This window comes from Rubidibacter lacunae KORDI 51-2 (assembly GCF_000473895.1).
GTDB classification, from domain to species: domain Bacteria; phylum Cyanobacteriota; class Cyanobacteriia; order Cyanobacteriales; family Rubidibacteraceae; genus Rubidibacter; species Rubidibacter lacunae.
The window spans coordinates 133,314-152,296 of record NZ_ASSJ01000041.1 but is presented as its reverse complement, the minus strand read 5'-3'; the positions used below and the strand labels follow the sequence as shown (position 1 = coordinate 152,296).

12 protein-coding genes and 1 riboswitch are annotated in these 18,983 nt (G+C 57.4%); of the genes, 5 read left to right on the top strand and 7 right to left on the bottom strand.

Annotated features, from left to right (window positions below; translation table 11 throughout):
• Positions 1 to 265 precede the first annotated feature (265 nt).
• The 3 genes from cobW to KR51_RS07530 form a co-directional block, all read right to left on the bottom strand.
• On the bottom strand, positions 266 to 1,363 hold the full coding sequence (gene cobW / locus KR51_RS07540; RefSeq protein ID WP_022606428.1) for a cobalamin biosynthesis protein CobW: 1,098 nt from the start codon (positions 1,361 to 1,363) through the stop codon (positions 266 to 268).
• 148 nt (positions 1,364 to 1,511) lie between these two features.
• Positions 1,512 to 2,090: a DUF2808 domain-containing protein gene (locus tag KR51_RS07535; RefSeq protein ID WP_022606426.1), complete on the bottom strand. Its 579-nt coding sequence runs from the start codon at positions 2,088 to 2,090 to the stop codon at positions 1,512 to 1,514.
• A 253-nt stretch (positions 2,091 to 2,343) separates the two neighbouring features.
• Positions 2,344 to 2,745, bottom strand: coding sequence for a DUF1636 domain-containing protein (locus KR51_RS07530; RefSeq protein WP_022606425.1), 402 nt, complete (start codon positions 2,743 to 2,745; stop codon positions 2,344 to 2,346).
• Positions 2,746 to 3,009: 264 nt separating this feature from the next.
• A riboswitch (cobalamin riboswitch) is annotated at positions 3,010 to 3,155 on the bottom strand.
• A gap of 229 nt (positions 3,156 to 3,384) precedes the next feature.
• Between KR51_RS07530 and KR51_RS07520 the strand changes: the two genes are divergently transcribed.
• Entirely contained in the window at positions 3,385 to 3,669 is a 285-nt protein-coding gene (locus KR51_RS07520) for a hypothetical protein (RefSeq protein WP_022606424.1), read from the top strand.
• Positions 3,670 to 3,792: 123 nt separating this feature from the next.
• Here KR51_RS07520 and uvrA read toward each other — a convergent pair whose 3' ends face one another.
• Positions 3,793 to 6,765 (bottom strand): excinuclease ABC subunit UvrA, encoded by a 2,973-nt coding sequence (gene uvrA / locus KR51_RS07515; protein WP_232214556.1) that lies wholly within the window; start codon positions 6,763 to 6,765, stop codon positions 3,793 to 3,795.
• Positions 6,766 to 6,928: 163 nt separating this feature from the next.
• On the opposite strand from uvrA, the gene KR51_RS07510 reads away from it, so the two are divergent.
• Positions 6,929 to 9,019 (top strand): M3 family metallopeptidase, encoded by a 2,091-nt coding sequence (locus KR51_RS07510; protein ID WP_022606422.1) that lies wholly within the window; start codon positions 6,929 to 6,931, stop codon positions 9,017 to 9,019.
• 89 nt (positions 9,020 to 9,108) lie between these two features.
• On the opposite strand, the gene KR51_RS07505 is transcribed toward KR51_RS07510, so the two are convergent.
• Positions 9,109 to 9,765 carry a class I SAM-dependent methyltransferase gene (locus KR51_RS07505; RefSeq protein ID WP_022606421.1) on the bottom strand — a complete coding sequence of 219 codons (657 nt, stop codon included), beginning with the start codon at positions 9,763 to 9,765 and terminating at the stop codon, positions 9,109 to 9,111.
• A gap of 1,895 nt (positions 9,766 to 11,660) precedes the next feature.
• On the opposite strand from KR51_RS07505, the gene KR51_RS07500 reads away from it, so the two are divergent.
• Positions 11,661 to 13,424, top strand: a complete 1,764-nt coding sequence (locus KR51_RS07500; protein WP_022606420.1) for a sedoheptulose 7-phosphate cyclase — start codon at positions 11,661 to 11,663, stop codon at positions 13,422 to 13,424.
• Between the two features lie 4 nt (positions 13,425 to 13,428).
• Positions 13,429 to 14,472 carry a DUF6492 family protein gene (locus KR51_RS07495; protein WP_022606419.1) on the top strand — a complete coding sequence of 348 codons (1,044 nt, stop codon included), beginning with the start codon at positions 13,429 to 13,431 and terminating at the stop codon, positions 14,470 to 14,472.
• A 111-nt stretch (positions 14,473 to 14,583) separates the two neighbouring features.
• On the opposite strand, the gene KR51_RS07490 is transcribed toward KR51_RS07495, so the two are convergent.
• Together KR51_RS07490 and KR51_RS21225 are read right to left on the bottom strand one after the other, a co-directional pair.
• The gene (locus tag KR51_RS07490; RefSeq protein WP_022606418.1) at positions 14,584 to 15,465 is read right to left on the bottom strand and encodes a prephenate/arogenate dehydrogenase; all 882 of its coding nucleotides are present in this window, start codon (positions 15,463 to 15,465) and stop codon (positions 14,584 to 14,586) included.
• Between the two features lie 404 nt (positions 15,466 to 15,869).
• Positions 15,870 to 16,646, bottom strand: coding sequence for an IS5 family transposase (locus KR51_RS21225; protein WP_408638095.1), 777 nt, complete (start codon positions 16,644 to 16,646; stop codon positions 15,870 to 15,872).
• A gap of 953 nt (positions 16,647 to 17,599) precedes the next feature.
• On the opposite strand from KR51_RS21225, the gene KR51_RS07480 reads away from it, so the two are divergent.
• Complete coding sequence (locus KR51_RS07480; protein WP_408638093.1) at positions 17,600 to 18,868, top strand: DUF445 domain-containing protein; 1,269 nt, start codon at positions 17,600 to 17,602, stop codon at positions 18,866 to 18,868.
• The last annotated feature ends 115 nt before the right edge of the window (positions 18,869 to 18,983 follow it).

Genomic DNA, 18,983 nt, shown 5'->3' with positions numbered 1-18,983 from the left:
GATGCAGGCTGAGGGCGTGAAGCACGGTTGCGCCCGCAAAGCGAGCAGACATCTTGTTTGCATTGCAGCCAACAACTCATGCTTGAGGTTCGGTAGAGCCTGCATCCAACGTTCCGATACTTCAGGTAACTTTAGAGGCTGTTTGAAAAGGGTCTAGTCGGGTATCAAAGTACCCGAGGAATCCGTAGAGAAGCCCCCAAAGTCCTATTCCCTCGTCGCGAGGCATGTGCCCGATTTCGCGCAACCCGACTTTTCAAATAACCTCTTAGCTATTCGGCAATTCGGCACGCTCTATCGATGCCGCTAGGGCTGCTTCTAGATGCGACTGCTTTAGCTCGCGACCGATCGCGACCAGTTGCGTTTGCCGTGTTTCCTCCGAACGCCACGGACGATCGTAGAACGTCTCGAAGCGATCGCCGACGCCCTGCACTACCAAGCGCATCGCCTTATTCGGCACGCGGACGAAGCCCTTGATGCGATAGACTTCGCGCTCGCGCACGAGTTGTCGCAGCCGCCGGACCAACTCCTGCGGCTCGAAAGCCAGATCGCTCGCCAGATAAGCGGCAGCAATGTCGTCGTCGTGATCGTGATCGTCCTCGGTGTCGTGGTGGCTGGGGCGTGCGTCGAGGTCGTCTTCCACGGCAGCATTAAACCCGAGCAAAATCTCAGGATCGATGCGTCCGCCCGCACAGGTTGCAATCTTGACACCCGGGCGCACCCGCTTTTGCAGCTGGGCCTTAACTGCCGCTAGTTGTGCCGGGTCGAGGCGATCGCTCTTCGTTACCAGCACCAAGTCCGCACAGTTCAGCTGGTCCTCAAAGAGTTCCTCCAGCGGAGTTTCATGCTCCAAGCTCGGGTCGGCAAGACGCTGGGCATCCAGAGCAGCCAGGTCGCTAACCGCTGCCCCAGCCGCGATCGCCTCGCCATCCACCGCCGCCACGACGCCATCGACCGTTGCGCCCGTGCGAATTTCCGGCCAGCGAAATGCCTGGACGAGCGGTTTCGGTAGCGCCAGTCCCGAGGTTTCGATCAGAATGCAATCGACGCGATCGCGGCGTTCCAGCAATTCCTGCATCGTCGGCAGGAATTCCTCTTGTACGGTGCAGCACAAGCAGCCGTTCGACAGTTCGACGATATTGGTTGTAGCGTTGTTGGCATCATCAACAGCCGCGTTTCCGGTCGCTCCGTCATCGCAAACGTTGCAGGCGCGTAGCAGCTCGCCATCGATGCCGACCTCCCCGAACTCATTGACTAGTACGGCAATGCGGCGACCGCCGTTGTGTTGCAGCAGGTGTCTGACGAGCGTGGTTTTACCCGCTCCGAGGAAGCCAGTAACGATCGTAACCGGGATTTTAGCAGCCATAGCCCAGGTGATGTTGTGTACGTAGTAAGAGCTGTGAGTGTGGGGAGTCAACTGCGCGGCTGGGGTTGGGTGCGATCGCGCCGAAACTCGCCGATGTCAGCCCGCGTTTGCCCGAGCCAGGGTCGTCTGCCGGAGCAAACGCGCGTGCTTAGTTGATGAACGTGCCGTTATCGAAGAACTGCAGTTGACGGACCCCGAGGTGCAGCCCCCGCGGCTTCTCGCCGCGGGGAAATGCCATGACGGCAAAAACGTAATTACCGGCAACGCGCGGATTGCGGACCGGACGCAACCGGACGGTCAGCGTCGTTCCGGGCGGTACGGGCTCGGCAAAGTCGATCGCGATCGTCTGGGTTTCCTCATCCAACCGCACCGACGCAAGGGGCACTGATACGCCCGGATCGCGATGCGTTCCCGTAAATGCCTCCGTTCTGTCGAGGCGGTAGTTGATATCGTCGACGCGGGTGCGCTGCTCGATCGCGATCGACTGGAGCGGCTCGCCAGCATCGGCTGGCAACTCCAGCGTAAAGAAGTATTTGGAGCCGCGCTGCCAGACGCCGTCAAGGGTAGCCGTTGCATTCGTCAAGCGCGGAGCCGCATCAAATGACACCGTGCCGTCAGCCAGTTGGACCGCGAGCGCGCCCGAATCCACACCGAGCGTTCCGACCAATCCGAGCGTAAGCAGGATGGAGCGGGCAAGAGAGCGAGCGGTGGAGCGAGTCGTGCGCATCGTTCGTCATCCCAGACTGTTTAGTTTAGTGGCGAGGAATGTCGGTCTGCTGCGCCGCCGATTGCCGTTCCGAGGTGACACAGCACTGCAGCATTCTGCTTCAACGCTAGCTCACCCAAGCTACTGCCCCCGACAGCAGCTGCCGGGGTCGAGCGATCGCATCTATCGGGCAAACGAACCACTCAACAGATGGGATGGAGGAGCGCGCCCGCAACCCGGCGCGGCAGCACGCTGACTCGTATCGAGTCGCGTTCTATGCGGAGCGGGCGGCCGACAGCGGGGGGACGCGCGAGACGACGGTCCGCATGGGCTTGGGACGCTCGGCCCAGGCCAACAGGCCATCGGGCTTCTCGAAGTACAGTTCCGCACAGTTCAAGACAGCCGCTGCTTTCTCGGGCAGCGTTGCCTCGTCGGCAGATAGCTTGCCGAACACGAACGTATGCTTGCCGGGAGCGGCAAATGCCACCGCACAGGGGCGATCGCAAGCACTCATACACGAGACGGGTTGCAGCGTAAATTGCTCGCGCAGCTCCCATTCGGCATGTTGCTGTGCGAGTTGTGCCAGCAGCCGCTCGCCGCCGCTAATGCCCACGCGCTTGCCGTTTTCCCAGGTACTCGCGCAGGTGGTGCAGACGAATAAGGTATGTTGAGTCATTTGCAGAAAAAGCAGTCAAAAATGTGTTGAGCCGCGATCGGTCGCGGGCACTACGTTGCGAGGTCCCGCGAGAAGCACGTTGCGATCGCACGGGACCTCGCAAACAGAAGAACGACCACCGACTGGAGATCGGTGCCTTTCATGAAGAATTGCTACAAAACCTATGCCGCGTCCGAACGACTAGCAGAGGAGGACGCGATCGCGCGACAAGGCGCTTGAAAACCCTAGCTCGAATGTCATCTGTACCTCGCAGACGCAACAACAAACTCGACTCGGATTGCGGCGGGCATTCTGACTTAGAGCGACGCGCGCGCCGCCCATCACAGCTGCGGGACAGTGTCGGATTCGCACCCAACTTTCCCCCTTACGTTTGCTGGCTGTTCCCCAGCAAAACCGCGCGAGTAGCGCCAATATAGCACGAACCCAGAAGTGCGCGACCGCCCCGTCAAAACCGAGGATTGCGCTCGAGCAATGGGTCGAACCGGCACTAATAAATCCAAGCTTTAAGCTCGGCGACTGCTCTTGCAAGTAGCGGGTTCCTACGACCGCGATCGGTCCTGCACGCAATACGCCAACTCGCCCCGTCACCAACTACGCTGGAGAGAACTCTGGAAGGATGCTGTACGCGAGGAGTTAGATATGAGCCAGGGCGATGGCTTTGGAAGCGGGTTTTTCCTAGGCGCGTTCGTCGGTGGACTGGTCGGCGGTGCCCTCGGCGCGATCTTGGTAACGCGAGCGAAAACAACCGATGGGGAAAACAGCGCCCTGCCAAACGATCGCGATGCTGCCGAGCAGGATTTAGCGGGAGAAGGCGCGCGCCTCAGTTTGGAGCAAAAAATCTCCCAGCTCAATCTTGCAATCGACGACGTCCGCCAGCAACTCGGCTCCGTCAGCGAAGGGAACGGGAGCAACGAGCCTGGTTAGCAGACTCTGATGCCAAGCGATCGCGGGCGATCGTCGTTAGCTTGCCCGCTCCCGCCTATACCCTGCTCCTCTAATGGCAACCACCAGCATCTAGAGCAAAAAGAGCGCAATTATTGCGCTCTGTTATTGCGCTCTATCATTCGCTAGCGGCGCGCGGGGAAATGCTGCCAAGACGCGCTGGAGGAAATGACCGGTGTGCGATCGCGGTTCGTCAGCGACGGCTTCTGGCGTACCGGTGGCGATGATTTCCCCACCTCTGTTACCGCCTTCGGGACCGAGGTCGATCAGCCAATCGGCACAACGGATGATATCGAGGTTGTGTTCGATGACGAGCACGGAATTACCTTTGTCGACTAAGCGCTGCAGCACGTCGAGCAGTTTGTGAACGTCGTAGAAGGACAAGCCCGTTGTCGGTTCGTCGATGAGGTACAGGGTTTTGCCCGTGGCACGGCGCGAGAGTTCGGTGGCGAGCTTGACGCGCTGAGCTTCGCCGCCGGAGAGCGTCGGGGCCGGCTGCCCCAAGCGGATATAACCCAACCCGACGTCGGCCAGAGTCTGCAGGCGCGCGGCGGCTTTCGGAATGTTTTGGAATACCTCCAAGGCTTCCTCGACCGTCATGTTGAGCACGTCGGAGATGGAATACCCTTTGTATTTCACCTGCAGCGTTTCGCGACTATACCGCGCGCCCTTACAGACATCACACTGAACGTAGACGTCTGGCAAGAAATTCATCTCGATGACGTTTACGCCTTGACCGCTACAGGCTTCGCACCGGCCGCCTTTGACATTAAATGAAAACCGTCCGGGTTGATAACCGCGGGCCTTAGCTTCCACGGTGCCGGAAAATACCGTGCGAATGGGGTCGAAGATACCCGTGTAGGTGGCGGGATTCGAGCGCGGCGTGCGACCGATCGGCGATTGATCGATCACGATCGCCTTGTCGATCGCTTTGAGTCCCTTAACGCCCCTCAGCTCTTTGGGCGAGGGAATTTTGCGGCCGAGGTGATGTTGCAGGGCAGGATACAGCAACTCGTTGACCAGCGTCGATTTGCCCGATCCGGACACGCCCGTCACGCAGACGAACTTGCCGAGGGGAATTTCTACGTCAACGTGCTGGAGGTTGTTGCGATGCGCGCCGAGGATCTCCAACGAACGCCCGTTCCCCCGGCGGCGTTCTGCCGGGGTCAGAATCACCCGCCGCCCGGACAGGTAGTCGCCCGTCAGCGAGCGGGGTTCGCTGGCGATCGCATCGACATCCCCTTGCGCGACGATTTCGCCCCCGCGCACGCCTGCCCCCGGACCGATATCGACGATGTGGTCGGCCGTGCGAATGGTTTCTTCGTCGTGCTCGACCACGATCAAGGTATTCCCGAGGTCCCGCAGCTTGCGGAGTGTGTGCAGCAGGCGACCGTTATCCCGTTGGTGCAAGCCGATGCTCGGTTCGTCCAGAACGTACAGGACGCCGGTCAAGCCCGCTCCAATTTGCGTAGCCAAGCGAATGCGCTGGGCCTCGCCGCCGGAGAGCGTCATGGCCGGGCGATCCAGCGTGAGGTAATCCAATCCGACGTCCAGCAAGAACTGCAAGCGCGCGCGAATTTCTTTGAGTGCGAGTTCGCCAATTTGCGCCTGGCGTTTCGACAGCTGCAGGGTCTCGATGCGATAGAGGCATTCGCCCACATCCACGCTCGTCAAATCGGTAATGCGGTATTGGCCCAAACGCACGGCCAGCGATTCGGGTTTGAGGCGCCGGCCGTCGCAGACTTCGCAGCTTTGGAATACGAGATACTGCTCGAGCTTGTGCTTGTAATGTTCGGGGGCAGTGTCGAGCGTTCGCTCCAACAAAGCCAGCACACCCGCGTAGGATTTGTGGTGTCCTTTGGTGTTTTTTCCGCGCGCGTCGGCAAAAAAGAAGATCGGCTCTTCGCTGCCGTAAAGCACGACATTTTGTTGGTCGGGAGTGAGCTGGTTCCACGGGGTCTGGATTTCAAAGCCGTAAGCTTGCCCGATGCTGTAGAGCAGCGACAGGTAATAGCTGTTGTCTTTATCGGACCACGGCGCGATCGCGGCGTACACCGGCTGGGTTGGGTCGGGCACGATCAGCTCGGGGGAAAAGGTGCGCAGACTGCCCAAGCCGTGGCAGTGCGGGCAGGCACCGTAGGGCGAGTTAAACGAAAACAGCCGCGGCGACAGCTCCTCCATTACCGCACCGTGTTCGGGGCAGGCAAAGTTCTCTGAGAAAATCAGCTCGCGCGGTAACTCGCCCTCCTCCCGCGGCAACGTCGCCACGACCGCGATGCCGTCGGCCCGTCGCAGGCAGGTAGATAGCGAGTCCGCCAGTCTCTCCTCGATGCCCGGCTTCATCACCAGGCGGTCGACCACGATCTCGATGTCGTGGCGGTGATTTTTGTTCAGCTCGATATTGTCGCTTAGCTCGCGCACCTCGCCATCGATGCGCACCCGCGCGAAACCTTCTGCTGCCAGCCCCGAGAGAAACTTGGCATGGGTCCCTTTCTTGCCGCGGACCACCGGCGCGAGGATCTGGAAGCGCTCGCGATCGGGCAGCTCCAACACCCGATCGCACATCTGGTCGATGGTTTGCGGGGCGATGTTGCGATCGCAGTGCGGACAGTGGGGCTCGCCGGCACGGCCGAATAACAGCCTTAGGTAGTCGTAGATTTCAGTGACCGTGCCGACCGTGGAGCGCGGGTTGTGCGATGTGGACTTCTGGTCGATGGAGATGGCCGGACTCAACCCCTCGATCGCGTCTACATCGGGCTTGTCGACCTGACCGAGAAACTGTCGGGCGTAGGAGCTGAGCGACTCGACGTAGCGTCGCTGTCCTTCGGCAAAAATCGTATCGAACGCCAACGACGACTTCCCCGACCCCGACACGCCCGTCAGCACCACGAGGCGATCGCGCGGCAGCTCCAAGCTGACGTTCTTGAGGTTGTTCTGGCGCGCGCCGGTAACGCGAATAATAGCGCGATTGACGGCAGGGACGGGCGCGCGGCGACCGTTGGCGTTGCTCGCTGGCAGGGCGTCGGACAGATCGACTTTGTGGGTCATGGCAGCGACGCGCGTAACAGTGCTTAACATCTTACCGTTGCTGCCCGGTGAGCGCGGCAATCGCAGCAGTGCATTCAGGCAACATCGAACCGCTCCCAGATACATTGAAATGCAGTGCCTAGCGACCGTTCTGGCACCAGTTGCCGCGCGATCGCGTTAGGGTAAAGAAACACAACGCAAAGCCATAACGAGTATGACTTCTGCCGCAACAGTCGATAATCCCCTGTCGATCGGGCAAGGACTGCCGCCTTTCGAACGCATCGAGCCCGCTCATGTCGTACCAGCCATCCGCGAGCTGCTGAGCGAGCTGTTCGCCGAGCTCGAATCTCTCGAAGCGAGTGCCACGCCTACTTGGGGCGGTCTAGTCGTCCCGCTGACGGGGATTGAGGAGCGCCTGAGCTGGGGTTGGGGTATCGTCGGACATCTGATGGGTGTCAAGAACAGTCCGGAGCTGCGCGAGGCCTATGAAACCGTTCAGCCGGAGGTCGTGAAGTTTGCCAACCGCTTCTCCCAAAGCCGGCCGCTGTACGACGCATTTGTTGTCCTGCGCGAGGCACATTGGGACGAGCTCGATCGCGCCCAACAGCGCATCGTCGAAGCAGCCATTCGCAGCGCCGAACTGTCCGGGGTCGGGTTGGACGGCGCGGCCCGCGATCGCTTCAATGCCATCCAACTCGAACTCGCGGAGCTAGCAACGTCATTTTCCAACCACGTTCTCGATGCGACCAAGTCCTTCAAGCTGCGGTTGACCGATCGCGACGACGTTGCCGGATTGCCGGCAAGCGCGCTCGCCCTAACCGCCCAAACTGCCCGCGAAAAAGGCGATGAGGATGCTACGCCCGAGGACGGTCCGTGGGTCGTGACGTTGGACTATCCGAGTTTCGTACCGTTCATGAAGCACAGCCGCCGCCGCAACCTGCGCGAGCGCCTGTACAAAGCCTTCATTACCCGCGCGGCGAGCGGCGATTTGGACAACACGCCGATCGTCCGCCGCACCTTGGCGCTGCGTCAAGAGAAAGCCAACCTGCTGGGCTTCGATACCTTCGCCGAACTCAGCCTCGCGCGAAAAATGGCACCTAGTCCGGATGCCGTGGAGGATTTGCTCGAAGAACTGCGACAGGCCAGCTATGACGCCGCCCATCGCGAGTTTGCCGAGCTGAAGGCATTCGCTGCCGAGCAAGGCGCACTGGAAGCCGCAAACTTGCAGCAGTGGGATACGCGTTTTTGGGCCGAGCGCCAGCGCGAAGTAAAGTTTGCGTTTGAAGCGGAGGCCTTGCGACCGTATTTCCCGCTGCCGCAAGTGCTTGCGGGATTGTTCGGATTGGCGCGGCGACTGTTTGGCGTGACGATCGCTGCCGCTGACGGCGAAGCCCCAGTGTGGCACCCCGACGTACGCTACTTCCGGGTCAGCGACGAGCGCGGCGCGGCGATTGCGTATTTCTACCTCGATCCCTATAGCCGCCCGGCCGAAAAGCGCGGCGGGGCCTGGATGGACGAGTGCATCAATCGCGCCAAACTCGCCACCGCAACGCGCTTGCCGGTCGCGTACTTGATTTGCAACCAAACACCGCCCGTGGACGGCCGGCCGAGTTTGATGACCTTTGAGGACGTGGAGACCCTGTTCCACGAATTCGGGCACGGACTGCAGCACATGCTGACGCGCGTCGACTATCCGGGTGCGGCGGGCATCAACAATGTCGAATGGGATGCTGTCGAGCTGCCGAGTCAGTTCATGGAAAACTGGTGCTACGACTGGCAGACGCTGTTCTCGATGGCGCAGCACTACGAGACGGGAGAACCGCTGCCGGAAGCGTACTATCAAAAACTCCTCGCCGCGCGCAATTACATGAGCGGCTCGGCGATGTTGCGCCAGCTCTACTTCAGCTTCACCGACCTCGAGCTACACTACCGCTACCGTCCCGATAGTGGCGAAACGCCCGACGACGTTAGCAACCGTATTGCCCAGAAAGCCACCGTTCTGCCGCCAATTCCCGAGGATGCCTTCCTCAATTCTTTCGGGCATATCTTTGCTGGCGGGTACGCAGCGGGCTACTACAGCTACAAATGGGCAGAAGTCCTCAGCGCCGATGCTTTTGCCGCCTTTGAGGAAGCTGGCATGGACGACGAAGAGGCGATCGCGACAACGGGTCGTCGCTTCCGCGACACCGTCTTGGGCATGGGCGGCTCCGAACATCCAATGGCCGTGTTCCGCGAGTTCCGAGGTCGCGAGCCGCAAACTGCTCCGCTGCTGCGTCACAGCGGTTTGCTAGAGCGCGCAACTTAACCGATCCGAGCTCTGGAGCGGCGGGGGCAGACTCTCTGCCGCTCCAGAGCTCACCAAGTCTTGCCTTGCCCCCTCGAGCTGCCATCTGTCTATTGTTCGCGCCGCGCCACCACGCGCAACCGCCGGTAATCGGCAATCCAGGCACCCTTGCGCCAGAGCTGCGTTCGCAATCGTTCTGCGATCGCATCTGCAGTCTCATCTGTCGCGATCGCACCACCGAACATCTGTAACCAGTGACGCAATCCCGCCTCCCCGTCGGCGAGCGTCGTGGGGCGCTCGAACAGCATTGCCAGCTCGACCTCAAAGCCACGTGCTTCGAGCAAACTTGCGTACTCGCCGACGCTAGGGAAATACCAGGGATTTGTCCAGGACAACCCGCGCTCGGCGGCGATGCTTGCAATCGCCTCAACAATGGAGTCTAAATTACCGCGCCCGCCGAACTCCACAACAAAACGCCCGCCGGGTATGAGGGCGCGCCACACGCGATCGATAACGGCATCCGGCGGCTGCATCCAGTGCAAAGCCGCGTTGTAAAACACTGCATCGAACGGTGAATTTGTGGTGAAACGAGTTCCGTCCGCGATCGCAAACTCTAGCTCGGGATAATTGGCACGCGCCCGGGCAATCAGGTCCGGTGAATTATCTAGCCCGAGGACAGTCGCTCCCGCCGCCGCGATCGCAGCCGTTAACTGCCCGGTCCCGCACCGAGATCGAGAATGCGCTCCTCTGCCTGCGGTGCCTGCCATGCCAGGATATCTGTTCCGTATTCCCTACATAAGCATGTTGGGATTCGTAGAGGGATGCATTCCAAGTAGGTCGGCGCGATCGCTGCATAGACGCTTGCCCGTTTTGGGTGAGTCAGTCAGATGCAAACACCCTGCATCATCAGCAGATTGGAGCTACTTGCAACTTCACTCCCTAGAGCAGCAAGGACCTGAGTCATACACGCTCACTTCCTAGATGCAACTCCGACTTCTGCATACCCACATGGAAACCCCTAAAACTCCACTAGAATTAGCTGTTCTGCTCTTGAACACGTCTGGTAGATGGGTATAGGAAGTTCGAGCATCACGTGTACGTTCCCAAGTTACGGACACGCCGTTGTCGTGTCTTCGACCACCGTACTCAAAAGACCTCAAAGACATGGTCCTACCCTAACTCGCGCTCATACTGATGGCATTCCGTCGCGCCAAAACCGCTTGGGAGAGAGGTGCTAGATTCGAATGGCACCGACTTTAGGAGGTTCGAATCTGCAAGAACTAATCCAGGCAAGGATTTAGGTGCTTGAGCAGAACTCCTTACTGACTTCTTCAATACAGATGGGCAACGTCTTGAGTCGTTTCCCACCATTGGACTGCAGTTGAACTAAGGTTGAGGGAGAAAAGTTATCATGTCCTCAACCCCTCTTGCAACAAGGGTTACGACTTGAGTCAGTGCCTTTAGTTCCGCAGTCATCTTCCAACCGGGGTTAGGCATTTTTCTCGTTCCAATATCTGCCTTCAAAACTTCTACAGGGCAACTTCAAAATTTGCATTATTTTAGCGTACGGTCGGTTGAAATGCCTGTACTGTCGTGCCGATTTTTGGACTTTTTCGAATAAATCGAAGAGCCCTACAGTGGTTCGGTTATATACAGCTTTCTATTGGCTGTTGATAATAAGAACATGGTGTTCGTATCGCCGTCATAGCACTCTGCAAACCCCGAGAAATTTCAAGTAAATACTAGTAGCGACTGGCATTTCAGTACATGAATATTACTAAAGACTATTTTTTGTGGGGTTTGATACAGCTAACTCATCGAATATATCCGAAAATAGATTGCAAAATGAACAACCATGAAACACTTAAGCTCGGGTGTGAGGGCAACAGTGATTTGATTGGGATTTATGCCAGGCGTGCGGCGAACATTCTTTTCTAGGGATAGTAACCGTTAGCTGCCTGTTATTCTCGCTATCACGCGGCTATACAGTATCTTTGCCCGAAGAATCCAACATATCGGAGTGTGGGTGCTACTTGTAGCCTCGCCGAATCGCATCGGCCGAGCCTTTAGTGGATGGCGGGATCGTCCCCTTGGAAGCATTGGTTAGGAATGCCAAGTTGTTCGGGTTGGGGACAACAGCATCGATAAAGTGGTTGCTCGATCGCGAAGGTAGTATGCATCATCTACGACCAGTAGTTAGCACTACAGCTCGCAGCGTCAAGCTCGAATGATGTGCGCTCGTATACCAAACTCTTTGTCGCGATCGTGTTAGTTCTACATTTGACCATTGATACATGCATCGCGTATCCGTTCGTAAATACCTCTTTGGAGGGATTGGCAGCAGTATTGTTGCTGAATTAATTCTGTTTCGAGAAGAGCAGCGCAAGTGCGCGATTGCGTCGAGAAGCTTGTCAGAACCGTGGCGAATAAAGCTAATCCTTTGCGTGCTTGCACAATATGCCTTCAATCGTATAGGCTGTTGGGGCCCTAAAGCCCTGGGATTTTACCAGTCAAGTTGTAGGGCATTCCCAAGCCTTGATTAACTGCATCCGCTGAGGCAGATATCCTCTCGTTAAATTCTGGAATTTACTCTCTGGTCTTGGTCTGGGCGAGAGGTTTGTGTTTCAGTTGATGTCGCAAGTCGTTTTTTCCGGGACTACCAATGAAGGAGACTACGTCGGCGATTCGAGCCTTTATCGAAACGTTCGCAAGCGATCGTCTAAGCGATCGAGACTTGGACCGCGCTCTTGAGGTGACGTGTTGTAGCGCTCAGTTCAAGAGCTTGTTAGTTTCGCTTATCAACAGCGACGCATTTTCCGAAGAACTCGGCCGCGAATTTGCAGCAGCAGGAGCGATCGAAGCTCTCTCGTCTTGCCGCAGGCTGCGAAGCTGCCTCAACCTCTCGTTGGCTAATTTCTTTAGTCTACTTGCCAAACTCGTCGCCCCATTTGACCTTGCAGCCGGAACCGATTGGACTTCATTTACAAGCCGCGTCCTGCAATCCGAGTTCGGTTCGGAGAAGCTGTTAGCACGTCTCATTCGAAGCCAGGAAGGAGAGTTCTACCAAGCATTTGCTTCCGAACTCGTAGAGACGAATCCACATGCGGTATACCCCACGTCGAGCTATCGCGAATGCAGCGGGCACGTAGTGAGCTCCGTTGAAGGACACCGCATTGAAGCAGTGATGAGTTCGCGCACGTTTACTTCGATTTACGTGCTCGACAACTCTCTCGATCCCGAGCAACTCGCGCTCAGAGATGTGTACGCTCCCCTCGGTCGCTGCATCTGTTTGGTTGACAGAAATGTAGATTGCTACTTTGGCGAGCAGCTCGAGAACTACTTCAAGCATCATGGTATTCCGCTGGAGAAGTTGGTGTACCGGGCCATGGAAGTTGACAAGGGCATCAACACCGTCGAGCGCATGCTGGGAGATTTCAAGCGCTTGGGCGTGTCGCGCAACGAGCCCGTCCTGATCGTTGGTGGCGGCGTGTTAACCGACACGGGCGGTTTGGCTTGTGCGTTGTACCACCGCAGTACCCCCTACGTAATGCTGTCCACGTCGATCGTGGCTGGGATCGATGCCGGTCCGTCGCCGCGCACCTGTTGTGATGGCTTTGGGTACAAGAATCTCTTCGGGGCTTACCACGCTCCCATCTTGTCGATCACCGATCGCGCGTTCTTCAAAACCCTCCACGAAGGTTGGCTGCGTCATGGCATCGCGGAGATCGTCAAGATGGCTACAGTAAAGAATGCCACTCTGTTCGGCTACCTGGAGCAAGCCGGTCCGCGGCTCATCGCTACCCGCTTCGGGACCATCGACTGTGCCCAGGACGACGAAATTGCCGTTCTCTCGCGCAAAATCCTCGGCGCGGCTATGCAAAGCTACGTCGAAGCCGAGTACGACAACCTCTACGAGACACACCAGTGTCGCCCCCATGCCTACGGTCATACGTGGTCGCCAGGCTTCGAGATTGCAGCCGGGCTGCTCCACGGGCATGCCGTCGCTTTGGGAATGGGCTTCGGCGCTTATCTGAGCTATCGGAGCAACTGGATCGATCGCGAAGCGTTCCACCGCATCTTGCGACTCATCAGCTCCTTCGGTTTGAGCATCTGGCACGATATCCTGCTCGATGAGGACTGCCTCTGGGCGGCACAGGAGAAGATCGTCCAGAAGCGCGGTGGCAACTTAGTTGCTCCCCTACCTAAAGGCGAGATCGGCAAGTGTGGCTATCTCAACTCCCTGACGCGCGAGGAACTCGGGCGGTCGATCGCGAACTATCGCGAGATTTGCGCCGAATTCCCACGTCTGGGTCTGGGCATCGAGCCTCACTGCAGCGATGTCGGCCTGGAAGATCCGTCGACCGTATTCCAGCCTCCCGTGGAGACCGTGCCGCGCGAGCACGAGTACGAAGGGGTACTGTTCTAGGGTTATGACACAATCGGACGCTTTTGACATTGCGATCCCTCTCTTTCGGCTGCGCTGGAATACGCGCGCCGTTCTGGAGGGGTTGACCGCCCATTACGCGCCCCGCGCGATTCACGTCATCGCGCCTGCTCCCGAGGCGCGGGCGCTAGCCGAGCGGGCAGGTACTTGGCAGGTAGCTCCGCTCTTTACTCACGAGGAAGAAACCTTCTTCGTGCGGACGAGCGGTCTGACCAAAGAAGCCATCTGTGGCGAGCTGGCTTTGGGCAGTGGGACGCTGTACACGCCCGGCTGGTACTACCAACAGCTCTTGAAGTTGGGCGCGCCGGACGGGATCGAGGATCTCAGCGAATGGTATGTCGTATGGGACAGTGACTTGCTGCCCGTGGCGACCTGGCCCCTGTTGAGCGAGCGCGATGGAGCAATCGCTCATACTTTCGCACTACTCCAACACAACCGCTGGGGCAACGCGCGTATCGTCGCCAAGTGGACCGACTGGATTCGGACGGTGCTCGGGGTCGAGCCGGTAACCGATCCGGTCGGCACGTTTGTTGCTCACCACATGTGGTTCAAGCAAGAGCACCTAGGGTCGTATAAGCGGCGGTTGGGAGAGTACTTCCAGAGCGACGACAGTTGGTTGTTGTTGATGATGCGCTCGGCACTCCAGTTCGAGACTTTCGCCGAATACTGGTCCTATTCTTCTTGGGTGGCGGATCGAGCCCCTACCGACTTAGCGTTTCATTCCTACGAAGACTACGGGGAGACAACCGAACGCTTCTTCGATGACGGTACGGGTTTATTTTCCGCAACTCTCGCCCGCTACTTGGAAGCACGCAGCGAATCTGCAGAAGATGCAGCCTCGCCCTCCTTCGAAGCGATCGCTGGCTTCGTGCGGGATGCATACGGCTCAGACCCGCTGCCATCGTCGCTGTCCTTCGAAAGCAGTCCGCGCCACCTCAAAAAGGGCAAGGAGAACATGCATATCGAGGAACAGCGATCGCGCTGGAATCCACTCAATCATCCCCGCGGCGTCGAAACTCTCTCGGTCTAGAGGCGACGTCGCGCGAACTGAATGCTTGCGAAACGATCGCTCCCAAGGGCGATCGTTTCGCATTCTCACGGGTTGTAGCCAGGTTTGTGCACCTCGCTCTGGCAGGGCGCACTAGGTTTCGGAGTCGGTCTCGCGGCCGTTGCACTCCGGCCGATCGCGCAGAAAAGTCAGGCGTTCGTCGCGGGTCCTTTGCAGCAGGTTGGCAAGGGCGTTCCAGTCTTCGTTCGCGATGGAGTCAGTCAGTCGATCCAGCACGCGTCGGTACTGAGCGATCGCGTCTAGAAGGGCATCGCGGTTGTGGCGCGCCACCATGACCCCCAGCTCGGGATTGCCACCCCCCACGCGCGTTGTATCGCGAAACCCAGAGCTCGCAAATGCTCGTGCCAAACGCAGAACCTCTGTATCGGGTTCCTCGAGGCAAGTAGCAATCGTTGCTGCGCTGACAAAGAGCGGCAGGTGCGAAATCCAAGCAACAGCGCGATCGTGGACGTCGGGTGCGCAACGATACGTGTGGGATCCCAGCGATCGCGCCAACGCCTCGACGCATTGGATGGCATGGGGAAGCGTTGTTGCAGATGGGGTCAAGACGTAGGGTGCTCCGACAAAGAGATCCCGCCGTGCCGCGTCGATCCCGAAATGCTCGGTGCCGGCCATCGGGTGACCTCCCACGTAATTCGGCCAAAGAGGAGCAACTGCTGCTACGACCGGAGCTTTCACCGAGCCGACATCGGTGATCGTGGTATGTTCGGACACATGCGGCACGAGTTGCTCGACCGTCGGGGCGATCGAGTCAATTGGCGTACATACGAACACTACATCGGTTTGCCCGAGGAGAGACAAATCGGTTCCAGCGCGATCGACTGCGCCGAGATGCAGGGCAGTTTCGCAGGTCGACGAACGACGCGAGACGCCAAAAACTCGGCAACCGCGATCGCGGAGGTCCAATCCGAGCGAGCCGCCGATCGAGCCCAAGCCAACAATTCCTACGTCCATCGCTACCTCGGTCAAAATCTCATTTAAATAAGGGGACCTCTATAAATTTGTGCCCAGGTACCACTTTGACATGAAATTCTGGTTCGACAAACCAATCTTTCGATCTGCCTATGGGGAGCATGAACTTCCCCTCTAGCCCGCCTCTTTTTTCTCCTATCCTTACTTCCTACAGTCGATTCACCAAGTATTCATACCTTTTTATGTTGTATTCGAGGTTCTTCAATCCAATCCACACTGCGGCTCTTCTCTGCACGGCTGCTTTCAACAACTACCCTCCCATCTCATTCACCATCCCTCCAAATACATGCTCCACAAGCGCTCTCACTTTTGACTTCTCTCGATTCGTCGCTTTCTGCTTCTTCGTTAGCGGGCTATTTCGCTTCCCTTTCTCTTGAATCTGGTCTTCATTCCCATCGCTGCCAATACCTATTCCTGCTGCTCACTGCGATACGCGCTGTCTCCCCAAAACTCGTCTCCCACGTTCCTTCCGTCTCATAACTCTCCAAAGCTTGCGAATCGTGCCCGCTCGCATTTGTCACCGTGTAGGTGCAAATCAGCTTGTACTCTCGGTCTACTCCCACGTGGACTTGTAGCCGGAGTAACGCTGCCGTGCTTCTTGGTCCATCGTGCCTCGCAGTCTTTCTGCGCTCGCTTCTTAGGCTGCTACTGCCACTCCTCCGGTGTCTCTCCCCGCTTGATTGCCTGGTTCTCTTCACGGCGGTTGTGCTACTCGGCACCGGCACCAGCGTCGCATCCACCATTTGACTGCCTCGCGCCTGATATCCGGCTTGTCTGAGATACACGCCAAACTGCGGGAATAATTCCTCCGTCAGTTCTCGTTCTTTCAGCTGCTCTCGAAACAGCCACACGGTCTTAGCATCAGGGACTGCGTCCTCAATTCCCAGACCCGTGAAGCGCACGAACGACAACCGGTCGGTCACTTGATGCTCGAGTTCGTCGTCGCTGCTGTTGTACAACTGCTGCAGAATCAATAGCTTGAACATCAGCACCACATCCCACGGCTTGCGTCCGGCGTTGCTCTTTCGTTCTTTCTCATGAATTTGGTTGAGGGTCGGGCGAAAGCTGTCCCAGGGAAGACCTCGTGAGCGGCACGAGCAAGTGCTTCTGTTTTGCCAGCTTGGCTTGGCGTTGCTCCCAATCCCCAAGCCTTTTTCTCCCATTCGACCACCGGATCTCAACGCTCTTTCCTCGCAGACGTTCCCAATATTTTGAGGTGATCTAAAGAATTCCATAGTTGGTGCGCTAATTTCCTGGTTCGCTCCCTGGCGCAGCACTTTACCATTTCTAGAGTGTTATAGTCGATGGCCAGCCAAAATTAGGATTGTGTATTTCTATCGACGAAAGACCAAAACTCACCGCACTCGTTCGTCAGTTATCCCTTAAATTTGGGTGAAACCTTGATGCTGCTGGGAGTGAGAGCATAAAATTGATTGTCTTAATCCCTCGCCTGCCGAAGCACCCATCCTTTGCGCTATCAATACCACGGAGGGATATTGGTTCCAGAAGGAAATTTTCGACGAGCTGCTTTGTGCACTCTTAAATATTCGGCACCTCGAAAAATTGCCGGATTTTGGCATACCGGCGACTGAAGTGCCCGGGCTGCAGTGCCGATCTTCGGTCTTGAGCGATTTTATAGAGGTGCCCCAAGGATTTTGCTGTGAGCTTCGGCAAACTGCCGCCCAGAATCTGTACGAAGATGTGTTTTCTTGTCGCTGGCGATGGAACCATTTTGGATGAAATGTATAGAGCCGCAGCGTGGGCAAACTCATTTTGTGCAACCCCGATCGTTTCTAAAACCTAGTTCTCAACGTTTCTTGGCATGGATAAAAAGGCAAGTAATGAAATAAGAGAAGCTGCCTGGAAAAGGTGTCATGAGCAACCGATATAGAGGTGCTACATTTTACTTCGATCGTGTTAGCCAAAATCCCTTGGAAGCCACGCCTTCACTTTTAGCTGCTGCTTACCGCTACTTGTAGATAGTTGCGCATACCTTCATTCAGCCACGCCCTGTGTTCTGAAGGGCGTTCTCCATATCGTTGCCTAGAATAGGTAATGGGCGACGGGTGCGGCACCGGGAAGATCCTGCTGGTGATGGCGCGATCGTCAATAACGTTTGCATTGCGTGCAGCGGGCCTTGGAACTTGCCGTCATCCTGAAATTCGCGTTGCCGCCAGTGGCCGGAGCCGTTATCGGCTACTTCACGAACAGCATTGCAATCAAGATGCTGTTTTATCCTTACTCGCCGGTCTTCATCGGCAAGCGGCGTCTACCCTTTACGCCGGGTTTAATTCCGCGCAACCAAGAGCGCCTGGCGCAGCGAGTGGCCGACACGATCATGGGCTCGCTGCTGACCCCCTCGGAGTTGCAAAAGCTGGCACGACGGTTGCTGCAGCCGGAGCGAGTGGAAGCGGCGATACTGTGGTTGCTGCAGTCCTCGCTCAAGCAGCTTGAAGGCGATCGCGAGACTAAAACTGCGCGGCTGCTCGCACAGGTGTTGCGCGATCTGACCGGGGGGTCGCTGCCGCGTTTGATCGGCGTGTTGGCGCGGCGCGATGATTTTCTTAAGACTCAAATCGATCGGATTTTCGATCGCGTCCTGTTAGAGTTCCAGTTCAGCGAGCTGCAGGCTCGGCAGCTCGCTGATTGGATTTTGCAAGTCGCGCTACCACCAGACGCATTACGCCGCGCGCTCGTCGAGCTGCTGACGGAGCGCAACATTCAAACAATCGATTCGACCTTCCGCGAGAAAACTAGCGGGACGGTGTGGGTATTTGCCAATTTTTTTAGCGGTTTGCAAAATGGTTTGGCGCGCTTGCGCGCGTTTTGTCTGGACGAGCCCGAAACGGCAAATGCGCGGATCGAGGAGCTCATCCTGACATTGGAGGTCCGCAACCGCTTGCGCGACTGGTTCCAGAGCCTGTCGCTACAAAGCTTGCCGGTGTCCACCGTCCGCCAACTGCGCCGGACATGCCGCGAGTCGGTGCGCGGTTACGTCCAACAGCGCGGGGGAAACGTGCTACAAGGATTGGGCGAAACCGTCGATTGGGAAAATATCGCGCTGTTGTTAGTGCGGCGGTTGCGGTCGTCTGAGGCGGTGCAGGCGTCTTTAGGAACAGTCAGCACAGAGCTGGCGGCGATTCTAGAGCGCTACCTCGAGCAAGACCTCGAACGCATTGTTGCTCAAGCAATCCCGATTTTGGCGATCGATCGCGTCATTGTCGATCGTGTTATTGCCACGCCCCCCGAGCAGCTCGAGACCACCGTAAACGCGATCGTCAAAAACGAACTACAAGCGATCGTCAACCTCGGTGGCGTACTGGGCTTTATAGTAGGTGCAATGCAAGCTGGAATCTTTTTCTTTCTTTCCAGCTATAGCAGTTGAACGTTTGGTGGTTGTTCTGACGGTCGGTGGCGGACTTTCTACGTAAAGCTGAATTTATACAAACAAACTACCCCGCACGTGACTCTAGGCGCAGACAAGCTTACCGAACCTGCAA

What these genes read in the sequence shown, in the direction of transcription:
- KR51_RS07495 (WP_022606419.1), top strand. Translation starts at nt 13,429, where the DNA reads ATGACACAATCGGACGCTTTTGACATTGCGATCCCTCTCTTTCGGCTG.
- KR51_RS07530 (WP_022606425.1), bottom strand. Translation starts at nt 2,745, where the DNA reads ATGACTCAACATACCTTATTCGTCTGCACCACCTGCGCGAGTACCTGG.
- KR51_RS21225 (WP_408638095.1), bottom strand. Translation starts at nt 16,646, where the DNA reads ATGGGAGAAAAAGGCTTGGGGATTGGGAGCAACGCCAAGCCAAGCTGG.
- KR51_RS07490 (WP_022606418.1), bottom strand. Translation starts at nt 15,465, where the DNA reads ATGGACGTAGGAATTGTTGGCTTGGGCTCGATCGGCGGCTCGCTCGGA.
- KR51_RS07535 (WP_022606426.1), bottom strand. Translation starts at nt 2,090, where the DNA reads ATGCGCACGACTCGCTCCACCGCTCGCTCTCTTGCCCGCTCCATCCTG.
- KR51_RS07520 (WP_022606424.1), top strand. Translation starts at nt 3,385, where the DNA reads ATGAGCCAGGGCGATGGCTTTGGAAGCGGGTTTTTCCTAGGCGCGTTC.
- KR51_RS07505 (WP_022606421.1), bottom strand. Translation starts at nt 9,765, where the DNA reads ATGGCAGGCACCGCAGGCAGAGGAGCGCATTCTCGATCTCGGTGCGGG.
- KR51_RS07500 (WP_022606420.1), top strand. Translation starts at nt 11,661, where the DNA reads ATGAAGGAGACTACGTCGGCGATTCGAGCCTTTATCGAAACGTTCGCA.
- uvrA (WP_232214556.1), bottom strand. Translation starts at nt 6,765, where the DNA reads ATGTTAAGCACTGTTACGCGCGTCGCTGCCATGACCCACAAAGTCGAT.
- KR51_RS07510 (WP_022606422.1), top strand. Translation starts at nt 6,929, where the DNA reads ATGACTTCTGCCGCAACAGTCGATAATCCCCTGTCGATCGGGCAAGGA.
- cobW (WP_022606428.1), bottom strand. Translation starts at nt 1,363, where the DNA reads ATGGCTGCTAAAATCCCGGTTACGATCGTTACTGGCTTCCTCGGAGCG.